This window comes from Kitasatospora phosalacinea, from assembly GCF_000716545.1.
GTDB classification, from domain to species: Bacteria; Actinomycetota; Actinomycetes; order Streptomycetales; family Streptomycetaceae; genus Kitasatospora; species Kitasatospora phosalacinea.
In genome coordinates, this window is sequence record NZ_JNWZ01000005.1 from 44,356 (window position 1) to 58,146 (window position 13,791).

Consider the following 13,791-nt stretch of genomic DNA (forward strand, 5'->3'; position numbering starts at 1 on the left):
GCACCGCACCGGGGGTGCGGTGCCGGAGCCCGTTCACCGCCCGCCCTCCTCCGGCCGGTCGACGGCCACGCCGAGCGTGCAGTCCGCGGCCAGCCGCAGCACGTCGCCGTCCCGCAGCGGCGTGCGGGCGCCCGCGACGGCCGGGACCTCGTTCACGAAAGTGCCGTTGGTGGAGTGCTCGTCCCGCACCCACGCGGTCCCGTCCGGCTCCAGGCCGACGGTCGCGTGCCGCCGGGAGACGTTGTCGTGGCGCTCCAGCAGGCCGCGGGTCGCACCGGCGGCCGGCGCGCGGCCGAGCAGCAGCGTGCCGCCGGGCGGCACGGTGCGCTCCGCCGCGCCGAACCGGATCCGCAGGACGACCGCGGGGACGTCCCGGCGGGTCGCCCGCGACGCGTCCTCCCCGGCGGGCGGCGGAGCCTCGTCGAGCATCCGCTGGCAGACCACGCACACCCGGTTGGTCGGCACCACCACCGGGGCGCCGCAGTGCGGGCACCGCCGGTGCGGCTCCTCCGGGGCGGGCCGCGCCCCGGCCGCCGGGGGGCACCCGACGGCGGGACGGCTGAGGTTGCCGGCGCAGCCCCGGCAGACCAGGTCCCCGTCCTCCGCCTCCAGGCCGCACGACGAGCAGGTCAGCTGCGCCACGACACCTCCTCCACGGTGATGCCGCTCGCCCGGAGCCGGGCCTCCAGCCGGTCCAGGTCGCCGGGCCCGGGGACGCCGATGAACCAGATCCGCCCGTCGGCCACCGCGACCTGCATGGGCGGCGCGCCCCCGGGCTCCGGCCCCCCGTAGCGCTCGTGCCCGAGCGCGGTCAGCGCGGTCAGCCGCTGGTTGCCCGACCCCCGCCAGCGCAGGCCGGGGGTGTGCAGGCGCTCGACGTACGGGCCGGTGATCACCGCGTCGCAGCGGGCCAGCAGGCCGGGGTGCTCCCGGCGCAGCCGGGCGAGCTGGTACCCGCTGTAGACCAGCACGTCCAGCGGCGCGGACCGCTCGCGGCGCCAGCGGCCGACCCACTCCAGCAGCGCGGCGAGCGCCTCCGGCTGCTGGAACGGCTCCCCGCCGGAGACGGTGATCCCGTCCAGCGGCTCCGGCAGGCCGGCCAGCCAGTCCTGGAGCGCGGCGAGGTCCACGGACGTGCCGGGGTCGGCCGCCCAGGTGTCCTGCGAGACGCAGCCGGCGCAGCCGATCGTGCAGCCCTGCGTCCAGATGCCCGCCCTGGTGCCGGGGCCCAGCGAAGTCACCGGGTAGTGGGCCTTGTTGAGCATCAGCCGGACCGGGGCGGCCGTCATGCCAGCTCCACCGAGACGACGCCGCCCGACTGCCGCAGCCCGGTCACCCGCAGCCGCGCGCCCGCTGCCGGGCCGCGGTCGAACAGGGCCCGGGCGAGCGGGTTGACGAACTGCGACTCCAGGGCGGTGCCGATGCCCCGGCCGCCCATCCGCAGGTCGTCGGTGCACCGCTTCCGCAGCGCCTCCCGGACCTCCGGGTCCAGCTCCAGGGCGATGTCCTGTTCCTTGCGGACCCGGGCGACGATGCTGTCGAGCCGGAGGTCGAAGATCAGGGCGGCGGCCGAGCGGTCGATGAAGTCGAACACCACGATGTTGTCCCCGAAGCGGTTGAGCAGCTCGGGCCGGCCGAGGACGCGGGTGAAGTGGTCGCTGATCGCCGCCTTCACGCGCTCCTCGATCTCCGGGTACGGCAGGTCCGGGTGGACGTGCGGCGCCGAACGCCCGTCGCCGTCCGCCGCGTTCACCCCGAGGTTGGAGGTGAACACCAGGACGGACTCGGAGAAGTGCACCGTCGAACCGCGCCCGTCCGTCAGCCGGCCGTCCTCCAGGATCTGCAGGAACTTGTCCAGGATGCGCGGGTGGGCCTTCTCGATCTCGTCGAAGAGGATCACCCGGAACGGCTGCTGCCGCACCGCGTTGGTCAGCTCGCCGCCCGCCTCGAACCCCACGTACCCCGGCGGCGCCCCGATCAGGCGGTCGCCCGCGTGCTCGGCGGAGAACTCGCTCATGTCGAACCGCAGGTAGGCCGCCTCGTCCGCGAAGACCAGCGACGAGACGGCCTTGGCCAGCTCGGTCTTGCCCACGCCCGTCGGGCCGGCGAAGAACAGCACGCCGCGCGGCCCGGGCGAGGACCTCGGCTGGTGCGCGCCCGACAGCCCGAGCGCCGCCCGCTTCAGGATGTCCAGCGTCTTGGTGACGGCCTGCGGCTGCCCGACGACCCGCTGCGGGATCGAGTGCTGGCCGTCCGTGATCCGCCGACGCAGGTACTCCCGCTTCCACGGGTTGTCCATCACGCCGAGCTTGTAGATCCGGACGGCGTCCGGGAGTTCGGCGAGCGCCAGGCCGCGGTCCCGGGCCAGCCGGGTCACCTCGATCATCGCCTGCAGGGTGAGCCCGTCGGTCTGCGCCGCGAACACCTCGCAGGCCTCGGCCGCCTCCGGGTCCGCGTCCAGGTCCGTGACCCCGAAGAGCCGCACCAGCAGGCGCGCCGTGGTCTGCCGTTCGCCCAGGTCCGGCGCCGGGAGCCCGATGGAGCGGACCTGGTCGTTGGCCGAGGTGAGCCAGACCGGCAGGTCGTTCTCGCGGTCCGCCAGCCAGATCACCGGGTTGTACAGCGGGGTCGTCCGGCCGGTGGGCGCGCCCACCGGCAGCGCCGTCCGCGACAGCCGGGCGCAGAAGCGGAAGAAGTCCCGCTCGGCCGGCTCCAGCTCCGTCGCGCTCCGGGCGATCCGGGAGGCGTCGTCGATCACCAGCGCGGCCCGGACCTGCCGCGCCGGGCGGGCCAGTTCGGTCATCAGGGTGCGCAGGGCGTCCAGCGAGGGGAGCGTCCCCGGCCGGGGCAGCCGGGGGAGCAGCTCGGCCGCCGCCGCCCGGGCCTCCTCGGCCTCCTCGGCGGTGGCGCCCGCCGGCAGGTGCACCCGCAGCCCGTCCACCGGGTCGTGCACCAGCAGGAACGCGTAGCCGCTCGCCCGGAGCGCCTCCCAGAGCAGGTCCGGCAGCGACAGCAGCCGGGGCCGCGCACCGCCGGCCTCCCGGACCAGGAAGCTGTCGTGGCGGTTGCCCCACAGCACGAACTGCGAGTGGACGGGCAGCGTGGCCTCGAACTCCCGGACGAACGGCGGCCACACCGCGGGCGGCGCACCGGCGGGCACGGGCGGGGGCGCAGCCGGTGCGGGCGGGGCCTGCGGCGGTGCGGGCACTGCCCGCGGCGGTACGGACGGGGCCGGTGGCGGTACGGACGGCGCCTGCGGCGGTGCGGGTCGGTCGGTCACCGCTCGCGCTCCCTGTGCGCGGTCCGGGCCCGCGGGGCTCCGGCGGCCGGCGGGACGACCAGCGGCACGGGAACCTGCCCGGGCGGGGTCGCGAGCCGGACCTCCGTGCTCAGCCCCGCCCGGGCGAGCCGGCCGCGCAGCGCCTGGAAGTCCCGGCACCACTGCTCCTCGCGCTCGACGTCCAGGTGCGCGCCGTCGTCGCCCGCCCCGGCCGCGGTGCGCACCAGCGCGGTGCGCAACTGGCGGCCCTCCTGGTCGACGACCAGGTTGACCGCGTGCTCGGACCACTCGTCGCGGGACAGCCGCAGGGCGCCGTCGCTGACGGTGAGCGTCTCGAACCCCTGGCCGACCTGGTAGCCGAGCTCGGTGAGGGCGTCCGTCACCGCCTCCACCACGTACCGCCGCTCGGCCGCCGCCTCGGCCTCGGCCCGGCAGTCGGCGGCCCGCCGGCGCAGCGGCCCGTCGAGGGCGCGGTGACCGGAGACGACCTCCGCGAGCAGTGCCCGCACCCGGTCCGCCTCCGGGGACCGGGCGGGTTCGAGGTCGTGGAGCAGCCCGGTCGCCTCGGCGGCGTCGCGCCGCCCGGCCTCGGCGGCCTCGTTGGCGCGCCGGACCCGGAGCCTGGTCTCGACCAGCCAGGTGTGCGCCTCGTCGAGGGTGGCGGCCCCGGCCACCCGGGCCGCCGCCAGCCGGACGTCCGCCCGGTGGTCCGCGGTGCAGTCCGGCAGGAGGCGCGACAGCACGCGGGCCAGGGCCCGTTCGACGTCCCCGCGCTCCGCCTCCCCGGCCTCCGCCTCCCCGGCCTCCGCCGCTCCCCCCGGGGCGCCGAACAGCTCGGCGGCGCCGACGGGCCCGCGTCCGGCGGCGTGCCCGGGCAGGCCGTCGAACAGGCCGGCCGCGAGGGCTCCGGCCACCTGCTCGCGCAGCTCCCGCTCGGTGGCGTCCAGCGCGCGGTCGGCCTCGGCGCACCACTCCTCCAGCTCGGACGTGGACCGCGTGCCGGGTTCGAGCGCCTCGACCGGTCGCCCGGTGACGACGGTGCCGTACTGCTGCCGGAACTCCTCGGCGGCCGTGGCCAGCGCGGCGATCCGCGCGTTGCGGGCCTTCACCGCGCGCACCGCCCCGTCCCGGGCCGCGGCGGCCCGGAGGGCGGCCTCCTCACGCCGGCGCACCGCCTCGCGCAGCGCCGCGTCCTCCGCCGCCGCGCGCAGCGCCGCCGCGGTCAGGGCCTGGTCACACTCGTACGCCGTGCACTTGGGCCCGCTCATCGCTCTCCCCACGCCTGTGCCTGCTGTTCCCGGTGCGCCGCCCGCCAGGACCGGTACCGGATGTACGTCCAGAGCCCGTAGCCCCCCGCGACCGCGAGCGGGATCGGCGACCAGACCTCCAGCGTGACGATCAGCCAGGTCACGGTGCCGAGCACCAGGTAGAGGAGGCAGCCCCCGCCGAGCGCGATCGTCCGCCGCCGCATGACGGGCAGCTGGTTCGCCAGCGCCCTGCTCTGGCCGGACAGGCTGCGGCCGACGCCGGACAGGCGCGAGCCCAGGGACCAGCGCGGGTGGTAGTCCTGCCCGAGCCCCGCCGCCAGCACCGTCTCGCAGAGCAGCGGGATCCCGCAGGTCACCGTGACGGCCGGGACGAACCGGTCCAGGAACTCGTCGGCGCCGAACAGGCTCCCCAGCAGCAGCGGGACGACGACCGGGACGGCGAACAGCGAGACCACGCCGCCGAGGGCGCGCAGGACCGCCGCCGCGGTACCGGCCTGCCGCGCGTCCTCGGAGACCCGCCAGTCGTGCTGCCGGTCCGCCGCCGCGGCCTCGTTGGCGCGGCGCACCTCCGCCAGCCGGTGGGCCTCGGCGACGGCGGAGGCCAGCGTGCGCACCGCCGCCAGGTGGCGGACCGGGTCGCCGTCGTCGGCGAGCAGCGCGTCGAACCAACCCGTCCCGCCCCGCACGGGGGCCGCCGCGGACTCGACCCGCTCGCGCAGCGCCCGGGCCCAGGCCGGGGAGACCGCGACGGCCAGCGCCTCCGGGCGGATGCCGGCGCCGGCCAGCTCCCGCCGGATCCGCGGCGGCAGCGCGGACGACTCCCGCAGCGCGTCCCACCGGGCGTTCAGGTCGCGCCAGCGGCGGTCCACGCCGGCGAGCTGCCGGGCGCCGCCGCCGAAGCCGGCGAGGAGGGGGAGCAGGTCCAGGTCGTACAGCTCGTCGACGAGTGCGCGAGCGGCCCGCCGCTCCGCGTCGTCCCGGGGGGAGAGGGCCCGTTCGGCGAGGGCGAGCAGGTCCTCGGGGAGCATCCGGGCGCCCCGGTAGACGGCCGGCATCGTCGGGTCGAGCCAGCGCAGCAGCCGCAGCACCTTCACGTCCGGCGCGTCCGGGCCGGGCAGGTGGACGTCGATCAGGTCGACGAGCTCTTCGGCGCCGTCGTGCGCGGGGTCGTCGAACTGCGCCATCCAGGTGCGCAGTTGGCGCCACCCCTGGCTGGGCTCGGCGCGGTCGCCCATCGAGCCGAAGAACCGGCGGGCGGCGGTCTCCCAGTCGGCGGCCAGGGCCCGGGCCAGGGCGGCCTTCTCGGTGTGCTTCACGCCGTCGAACGGCAGCGGGCGGGGGCCGTCCTCCCCCGCGCCGGGGGAGGACGGCCCCTCCACCACGTCCGGGGCGCCGCCCGCGAGCCAGTCGCGCACCTCGGCGGCGGCCCACCGGTGGACCGGGTCCCTGACCAGCAGCCCCCGGCACAGCAGTCGCAGCCGCTCGTCCGGCACGTCCGACACGTCCACCGGCCGGGTCGCCAGGTGGTGCCGGACGGTCTGTTCCGAGAGCCCTTCGAACGGGGCTCCCCCGGTGGCCAGTTGGCGGGTGATCATCCCCACCGACCACCAGTCCTGCGAGGCGGACACCTCGGCCCCGAACAGGTACTCCGGCGCCGAGTAGGCCAGCGTCCCGAAGACGCGCTGGGTGAACCGGGACGTCGCGTCCAGGGACTTGCTCACCCCGAAGTCGGCCAGCACCAGTTCCAGCGGGTCCCTGCCGCGTAACAGGACGTTCGACGGCTTCAGGTCGCCGTGCACGACGCCCGCGCCGTGCAGGTGCGCCAGCGCCTCGGTCAACTGGGAGACGACCTCGGTCAGGACGGGCGGCGGCAGCACCGTCCCGGCCCGGGCCAGGTCCTCCAGCGACCCCGCGGCGAGGTACTCCGACACCTCGTAGTCGCGCCCGTCCGAGAAGCCGGTCTCGACCGCCCGCAGCACGCGGTCGGTGTCCAGGCCGCGCAGGCGCTCCCAGACCTCGGGCATCACCCGGATCCCGCTGCGGTACACCTTCGCGACGAACCCGGCCCCCGACCCGTCGCGGATCAGCAGCACGTCCGCCTCGTGGCCCTGGTGCGGCAGCTCCCCGACCACCGAGTACCGTCCGGCCAGCGCGGAGGGCAGCCGCAGCAGGGTCGCGGAACCGCCGGCCCCGACCCCGACCTCGGCCCCGTCGCGACGCGTCACCGCCGGGTCGGGCGCGCCGCCGGTCCCGGCGTCGTCGCGACGCGTCACCCCGAACGACGTGTCCGAGTCCTTCAACTGTCACCCCCATGGCAGCGCCGCGTCTGGACCGGGCACCCGCATCGTACCCCGCGGGCGGTCGGCGGTCCCCGCGCTCCGGAGACTCCGACCGGCCAACACGGCTGCCGCGCGGCCGGATTGACCGGACGTCAGGCGGAGGGGAGGCGGCCGCCCGGGGGCCTCGGGGCGGGACGTCCTACAGCCAGCCCGCCCGCTTGAACAGCCGGTGCAGGCCGAAGCAGACGCCCGCCATCACGGCCAGCACCGCCGGGTAGCCCCAGGGCTGGCGCAGCTCCGGCATGTGCTCGAAGTTCATCCCGTAGATGCCCGCGATCATGGTGGGCACGGCGGCCAGCGCGGCCCACGCGGAGATCTTCCGCATGTCGTCGTTCTGCTGCACGCTGACCTGCGCCAGGTTGGCGGAGAGGATGTCGGACAGCAGCCGGTCCAGGCTCTCCACCACCTCGTTGACCTTGGCCAGGTGGTCCGCCACGTCCCGGAAGTACGGGCGCAGCCCGTCCGCGACGTAGGGCACCCGCACGTCGGCGCCGGCCCTGGTCAGCCGCAGCGCGGGCTCCATCAGCGGGAAGGTGGCCTTGCGGAAGCCCACCACCTGCCGCTTGAAGCCGTAGATCCGCTCGGCCGCGCCGCGCGAGCGCCCGGGGGAGAAGATCTGCTCCTCCAGCTCGTCCAGGTCGGTCTGCAGTTCGGTGGCCACGTCGAGGTACTGGTCGACCACCAGGTCGCAGACCGCGTACAGCACGGCGGCGGGCCCGTGCGCGAGCAGTTCCGGCTGCTCCTCCAGCTTGGTCCGCAGGTCCTTGAGCGGGCTCTCCGGGCCGTGCCGGACGGTCATCACGTACGAGTCGCCGAGGAAGATCATCAGCTCGCCGATCGAGACGGTCTCGTCCTCGGAGTGGTACGCGGCCGTCTTCAGGACGGTGAACACCGAGTCCCGGTAGATGTCGACCTTGGGGCGCTGGTGGGCCGTCACCGCGTCCTCCACCGCCAGCGGGTGCAGGCCGAACTCGTCGGCGACGTGGTCGAACTCCTCCGCGGTGGGATCCGCCAGGCCGATCCAGAGGAACCCGTCGCCGTCCGCGCGGACCTCCGCCAGGGCGTCGGAGAAGTCTTCGGGGCCCCGGACGCGCTTCCCGTCCCGGTAGGTGCCGCAATCCACGATCATGCCCGCCATTGTGACCCGAACGGGCCGCCGGAGGGAGACGCCGACCACGTACCCTTTCGGGTATGCCCACCCTGCTGCTCGTCCGCCACGGCCGTTCCACCGCCAACTCCGCCGGGATCCTCGCCGGCTGGACCCCCGGAGTCGACCTGGACGACACCGGGCGGGCCCAGGCGGCCGAGCTGCCCGGGCGGCTCGCCGGGCTGCCGATCGCCCGCCTGGTCAGCAGCCCGCTGGAGCGCTGCCGGCAGACCCTGGAGCCGCTGACCGCCGACCGCCCCGAACTGGCCGCCCCCGAGCTCGACGAGCGGCTCGGCGAGTGCCACTACGGCGAGTGGACCGGCCGCCCGCTGGCCGAGCTGGCCGGCGAACCGCTCTGGCGCACCGTCCAGGACCACGCCTCGGCCGCCGCCTTCCCCGGCGGCGAGTCGCTGCGCGCGCTCAGCCACCGCACCGTGGACGCGGTGCGCGAGTGGAACGACAAGGTCGCCGTCGACCACGGGCCGGACGCGCTCTGGGTCGCCGCCACCCACGGCGACGTGATCAAGGCGATCGTCGCCGACGCCCTCGGCCTGCACCTCGACCACTTCCAGCGGATCTCGGTCGAGCCCTGCTCGGTCACCGCGATCCGCTACACCCCGCACCGCCCCTACCTGCTGCGCCTGGGCGAGACCGGTTCGCTCGCCGCGCTGGCCCCGCGCCCGCACGGGCACTCGGCCGGCGACGACGCGGTGGTCGGCGGCGAGACCGGCGCCACCGCCTGAGCAGCCACCGCCTGAGCAGCCACCGCCCGAGCAGCCACCGCCCGAGCACCCACCGGCACCGCCCGGCCACCGTCCGGGTACGGGCCCGCACCGCCCAGCGGCCAACTGCCCGACCGGGCACGGGAACCGACCGCCCCGTGTGCCGTACCCGGGCGGTTTGGCCGTAGGGTGAGATCGAGAAGACCGCAACCCCCCTCCGGAGCGAGCAGCGTGTCCCGTCAGGTCCACTTCTTCGACCAGCCCGAGCGCTTCGTGGCCGGCACCGTCGGCCAGCCAGGCGCCCGCGCGTTCTACCTGCAGGCCTCCTCGCGCGGCCGGGTCACCAGCGTCCTGCTGGAGAAGGCCCAGGTCGCCGCGCTCGCCGAGCGCATCGAGGAGGTCCTCGACGAGGCGCTGCGGCGCAGCGGCGGCGAGGCCCCGATCCCGGCCGTGGCCCCCGCCGAACTGCTCGACACCGCCCCGCTCGACCTGCCGCTGGAGCAAGAGTTCCGGGTCGGCACGATGGCCCTGGCCTGGGACGCCCGCGACGAGTGCCTGGTGGTCGAGGCGCAGGCGTACGTCGAGGAGTCCGAGGACGAGAACGAGGCCGAGGTCTTCGACGACGAGAACGGCCCCGACCTGCTGCGGGTCCGGCTCAGCGGCGCGATGGCCCGGGTCTTCGCCAAGCGCGCCCTGGACCTGGTCGCGGCCGGCCGCAAGCCCTGCCCGTTCTGCAACCTCCCGCTCGACCCGGAGGGCCACCTGTGCCCGCGCGCGAACGGCTACCGGCGCTGAACGAGGAAGCGGCGGGGGAGCGGGCGGAACGGGTGGACGCCCCCGGCACCGACCCGGCCACCAGCGCCGCGCTGGCCGCCGACCCCGCCACCGCGCTCACCCTGCTGCGCGAGGGCGCCCTCGCCGTGCACGGCCGGGTCACCGACGCCTCCAACGCCGTCCTGTACTGCACCGTCACGCTGGACGGCCTCACCGCCCCGTGCGCGTACAAGCCGGTCGCCGGGGAGCGCCCGCTCTGGGACTTCCCCGACGGCACCCTGGCCGGCCGGGAGGCCGCCGCGCACGAGCTCTCCGCCGCCACCGGCTGGCACCTCGTCCCGCCCACCGCGCTGCGCGGGGGACCGGCCGGGCCCGGCATGGTCCAGCTCTGGATCGAGCCCGACCCGGACGCGCCCGAACTGCTCGACCTGCAGCCCCTGGACGGCGTCCGGGAGGGCTGGCTGCCGGTGGTCCGGGCCGAGGTCGAGGGCGGCCTCCAGGTCTGGCTGGTGCACCGCGACGACGAGCAGCTGCGCCGCCTCGCCGTGCTGGACGCCGTCCTCAACAACGCCGACCGCAAGGGCGGCCACTGGCTGTCCGCCGCCGACGGCCGGATCTACGGCATCGACCACGGCGTCACCTTCCACACCGAGCCGAAACTGCGCACCCTGCTCTGGGGCTGGGCCGAACAGCCGCTCACCGCCGAGGCGCTCGACGTCCTGGCGAAGCTCGCCGCCGACCTCGACGGCCCGCTCGGCGAACGGCTGCGCCCGCACCTGACGCCCGGTGAGCTCGACGCGCTGAGGGCCCGGACGGCCGCGCTGCGCACCTCGGGACGGCACCCGCTGCCGTCACGGGAGTGGCCTTCTATTCCCTGGCCGCCGGTCTGATACCGATCCGAAACCGAGGACGAATCGATTCAGGCCGATCGCGTCCGTAGGTTGGTCTTTCAAATGATCGCAAGGTTAGAGTCGGTCCCATGCATGCCTGGCCCGCCTCCGAGGTTCCCGCCCTGCCCGGTCAGGGGCTTCCCCTGCGCATTTACGACACCGCCACGAGCAGTGTCCGAGAAGTCGTGCCCACCGGCCCGACCGCCCGGCTCTACGTCTGCGGCATCACCCCCTACGACGCGACCCACCTGGGCCACGCAGCCACCTACAACGCCTTCGACCTGGTCCAGCGGGTCTGGAAGGACGCCGGCCACGACGTCCTCTACGTCCAGAACGTCACCGACGTGGACGACCCGCTGCTGGAACGCGCCGTCGCCACCGGCCAGGACTGGACCGAACTCGCCGAGCGCGAGACCGCCCTGTTCCGCGAGGACATGACCGCGCTGCGGATGCTCCCGCCCGCGCACTACGTCGGCGCCGTCGAGTCCATCCCGTGGATCGTCCCGCTGGTGCAGCGCCTGCTCGCCTCCGGCGCGGCCTACGAGGTCGACGGCGACGTCTACTTCTCGGTCGAGTCCGACCCGCGCTTCGGCGAGGTCTCCGGCCTCACCCGCGAGCAGATGCTCCCGGTCTTCGCCGAACGCGGCGGCGACCCCGGGCGCGAGGGCAAGAAGAACCCGCTGGACGCCCTGCTCTGGCTCGCCGCCCGCCCCGGCGAACCCGCCTGGGAGACCGAGCTCGGCCGCGGCCGCCCCGGCTGGCACATCGAGTGCGTGGCCATCGCGCTGAAGTTCCTCGGCATGGACTTCGACGTCCAGGGCGGCGGCAGCGACCTGTCCTTCCCGCACCACGAGATGGGCGCCGCGCACGCCCAGGTCGCCCTCGGCGAGCACCCCTACGCCCGCGCGTACGTGCACGCCGGCATGGTCGGCCTGGACGGGCACAAGATGTCCAAGTCCCGGGGCAACCTGGTCTTCGTCTCGGCCCTGCGCCGCGACGGCGTCGACCCCGCCGCGATCCGGCTCGCCCTGCTCGCCCACCACTACCGCAGCGACTGGGAGTGGACGGCCGCCGACCTCGACACCGCCCTCACCCGCCTCGCCACCTGGCGCTCCGCGGTCTCCCGCCCCGACGGCCCGCCCGCCGAGGCCCTCCTCGCCGAGGTCCGCGCGGCCCTCGCCGACGACCTCGACACCCCGGCCGCCCTCGCCGCCGTCGACCGCTGGGCCGCCGCGGCCCACGCGGAGGGCGGCGAGGACACCGGCGCCCCGGGCCTGGCCTCCCGCACCGTCGACGCCCTGCTGGGCGTCGCGCTGTAGCACGCCCGCCGCTCCCCGCGTCCCGTCAGGGGCGCGGGGAGCGGCGCGGGCAGAACGCGGACCGGCCCGGGGAGCGCACCGCTCTCCGGGCCGGTCCGCGTCGCGCCGTCGCGCTACTCCTCGTCCTCGTCCTTGGGACGCTCCGTCGCGTGGCCGGTGATCGGCTTCTCGCCCCTCGGCCCCTGGTTGTCCCGCCGCCGCAGGTACCGCTCGAACTCCCGGGCGATCGCGTCCCCGGAGGCCTCCGGCAGCTCCGCGGTGTCCTGCGCCTCCTCCAACTGCTGGACGTACTCCGCGACTTCGGTGTCCTCCGCGGCGAGCTGGTCAACCCCGAGCTGCCAGGCCCGGGCGTCGTCGGCGAGCTCGCCCGGCGGGATGCGCAGGTCGAGCAGGTCCTCGACCTTGTTGAGCAGGGCGAGGGTGGCCTTGGGGTTGGGCGGCTGGGAGACGTAGTGCGGGACGGCGGCCCAGAAGGTCACCGCGGGGACGCCGGCGTGCGCGCAGGCCTCCTGGAGGACGCCCACGATGCCCGTGGGGCCCTCGTAGCGGCTCTCCTCCAGGTCGAGCGAGCGGGCCACCGCCGCGTCCGAGGTGACGCCGGAGACCGGGACGGGCCTGGTGTGCGGGGTGTCGCCGAGCAGCGCGCCCAGGACCACGACCAGCTCGACGCCCAGCTCGTGGGCGAAGCCCAGCAGTTCGTTGCAGTACGAGCGCCAGCGCATGCTGGGCTCGATGCCGCGGACGAGCACCAGGTCCCGCGGCTTGGGCTCGGTGACCCGGACCACCGACAGCCGGGTGGTGGGCCAGGTGATCCGGCGGACCCCGCCGTCGAGCCAGATGGTGGGCCGGTTGACCTGGAAGTCGTAGTAGTCCTCGGCGTCGAGCGCGGCGAACACCTTGCCGCCCCAGGTCTCGTCGAGGTGCCCGAGCGCGGCGGAGGCCGCGTCGCCGGCGTCGTTCCAGCCCTCGAAGGCGCAGATCATCACCGGGTCGATCAACTCGGGAAGGTCTTCCAGCTCGATCACCCGGCATCTCCCTCCGTCAGTGGCGGGGGCTCTGCCGCCCCCGTGGTCCCTTACTGCCCAGCCTACGGGCATTGAATGCCCCCGCGGACCGGGTGAGGTGCCCAAGCGTAGTGGTGTCAGCCGACGGGGATCCGGCACGGGCGGCGCCCGCGCCCGCCGCGGGCGCGCCGGGTGCGGGCACCGGGTTCACTCCCCGTGCCCCCCGGCCGGGTTGAGGGCGGCGACGACCCGGTCGTAGTCGCCGCGGGCCTCCCCGTAGCGCAGGAACTTCACCCGCTCGACCTGGATCTCCCTCGCGTCCGGGGCGGCCTCGATCAGGCCGACCACCTCGGCGGTGAACTCCTCCAGCGGCATGGCCGCCTCGTTCTCCTCGTGCCCGGGCACGAGCGCGGTGCGGACGGCCGGGGGCACCAGCTCCACGACCTTCACGGAGGTGTCGGCGAGCTGCAGGCGGAGGGACTCGCTGAGCATGTGGACGGCGGCCTTCGTCGCGTTGTACGTCGGCGTGGCCTTCAGGGGGGCGAACGCCAGACCGGACGAGACGGTCATGATCGTGGCGTCCGGCTGCCGCTGGAGGTGCTCGACGAAGGCCGCGACGAGCCGGATCGTGCCCAGGAGGTTCGTGGTGACCGTGGCTTCGGCGGTGGCCAGGAACGACGAGGGGCGGTGCCAGTCCTCGGCGCTCATCACGCCGGCCATGGTCACCAGGACGTTCAGGCCGGGGTGGCGGGCGAGGACCTGCTCCGCCGCCGCCTCGATGCTCGCCGGGTCGGCGGCGTCGACGCGCACGGTGTCGATGCCGGGGTGCTCGGCCGCGATCTGCTCCAGCAGGTCGGCCCGCCGGCCGCCCACGACGACGGTGTTGCCCCTCTCCCGCAGCGCGAGGGCGAGCGCCAGCCCGAGGCCGCTGGTGGAACCGGGGATGAAGACGGTGTTTCCGGAGATGTTCACGGCTCCCAATGTCGTCCCTCCCCGGCGGCGGTGGCAGAGACGCGTTGTCGGGGGACCGCCGGTCCCTGGTTGGGCG

12 protein-coding genes are annotated in these 13,791 nt (G+C 75.5%); 4 read left to right on the forward strand and 8 right to left on the reverse strand.

Features of this window, described 5'->3' with window-relative positions:
- Positions 1-33: 33 nt before the first annotated feature.
- From OO48_RS35930 to corA, 6 genes are all read right to left on the reverse strand, one after another.
- A complete protein-coding gene (locus OO48_RS35930; protein ID WP_051731701.1) occupies positions 34-642 on the reverse strand; it encodes an FHA domain-containing protein in 609 nt (202 codons plus the stop codon).
- Positions 630-1,289 (reverse strand): 4Fe-4S single cluster domain-containing protein, encoded by a 660-nt coding sequence (locus OO48_RS03825; RefSeq protein ID WP_033212785.1) that lies wholly within the window; start codon positions 1,287-1,289, stop codon positions 630-632. Before OO48_RS03825 ends, OO48_RS35930 begins: the two co-directional genes overlap by 13 nt.
- Positions 1,286-3,160 (reverse strand): AAA family ATPase, encoded by a 1,875-nt coding sequence (locus tag OO48_RS03830; RefSeq protein ID WP_033212786.1) that lies wholly within the window; start codon positions 3,158-3,160, stop codon positions 1,286-1,288. The genes OO48_RS03825 and OO48_RS03830 overlap by 4 nt, the downstream gene beginning before the upstream one ends.
- 116 nt (positions 3,161-3,276) lie before the next feature.
- Positions 3,277-4,548: a hypothetical protein gene (locus OO48_RS37205; protein WP_051731702.1), complete on the reverse strand. Its 1,272-nt coding sequence runs from the start codon at positions 4,546-4,548 to the stop codon at positions 3,277-3,279.
- Positions 4,545-6,821, reverse strand: coding sequence for a protein kinase domain-containing protein (locus OO48_RS03840; protein WP_051731703.1), 2,277 nt, complete (start codon positions 6,819-6,821; stop codon positions 4,545-4,547). The genes OO48_RS37205 and OO48_RS03840 overlap by 4 nt, the downstream gene beginning before the upstream one ends.
- A 205-nt stretch (positions 6,822-7,026) precedes the next feature.
- The gene (gene corA / locus OO48_RS03845) at positions 7,027-8,025 is read right to left on the reverse strand and encodes a magnesium/cobalt transporter CorA (RefSeq protein ID WP_209439425.1); all 999 of its coding nucleotides are present in this window, start codon (positions 8,023-8,025) and stop codon (positions 7,027-7,029) included.
- Positions 8,026-8,078: 53 nt separating this feature from the next.
- Here corA and OO48_RS03850 point away from each other — a divergent pair, with 53 nt between their 5' ends.
- The 4 genes from OO48_RS03850 to mshC all read left to right on the forward strand — a co-directional run bounded on the left by OO48_RS03850 (position 8,079) and on the right by mshC (position 11,739).
- Positions 8,079-8,777 (forward strand): histidine phosphatase family protein, encoded by a 699-nt coding sequence (locus OO48_RS03850; protein WP_033212787.1) that lies wholly within the window; start codon positions 8,079-8,081, stop codon positions 8,775-8,777.
- 210 nt (positions 8,778-8,987) lie between these two features.
- Entirely contained in the window at positions 8,988-9,551 is a 564-nt protein-coding gene (locus OO48_RS03855; protein ID WP_033212789.1) for a DUF3090 domain-containing protein, read from the forward strand.
- Complete coding sequence (locus tag OO48_RS03860; protein ID WP_081951896.1) at positions 9,521-10,420, forward strand: SCO1664 family protein; 900 nt, start codon at positions 9,521-9,523, stop codon at positions 10,418-10,420. The genes OO48_RS03855 and OO48_RS03860 overlap by 31 nt, the downstream gene beginning before the upstream one ends.
- Positions 10,421-10,509: 89 nt before the next feature.
- Positions 10,510-11,739, forward strand: coding sequence for a cysteine--1-D-myo-inosityl 2-amino-2-deoxy-alpha-D-glucopyranoside ligase (gene mshC, locus OO48_RS03865; RefSeq protein ID WP_033212792.1), 1,230 nt, complete (start codon positions 10,510-10,512; stop codon positions 11,737-11,739).
- A 113-nt stretch (positions 11,740-11,852) separates the two neighbouring features.
- Here the strand turns inward: mshC and OO48_RS03870 are convergent, their stop codons facing one another.
- Positions 11,853-12,764 carry a PAC2 family protein gene (locus OO48_RS03870; RefSeq protein WP_033212794.1) on the reverse strand — a complete coding sequence of 304 codons (912 nt, stop codon included), beginning with the start codon at positions 12,762-12,764 and terminating at the stop codon, positions 11,853-11,855.
- Positions 12,765-12,950: 186 nt separating this feature from the next.
- Positions 12,951-13,715 carry an SDR family oxidoreductase gene (locus OO48_RS03875; RefSeq protein ID WP_033212795.1) on the reverse strand — a complete coding sequence of 255 codons (765 nt, stop codon included), beginning with the start codon at positions 13,713-13,715 and terminating at the stop codon, positions 12,951-12,953.
- Positions 13,716-13,791 lie beyond the last annotated feature (76 nt).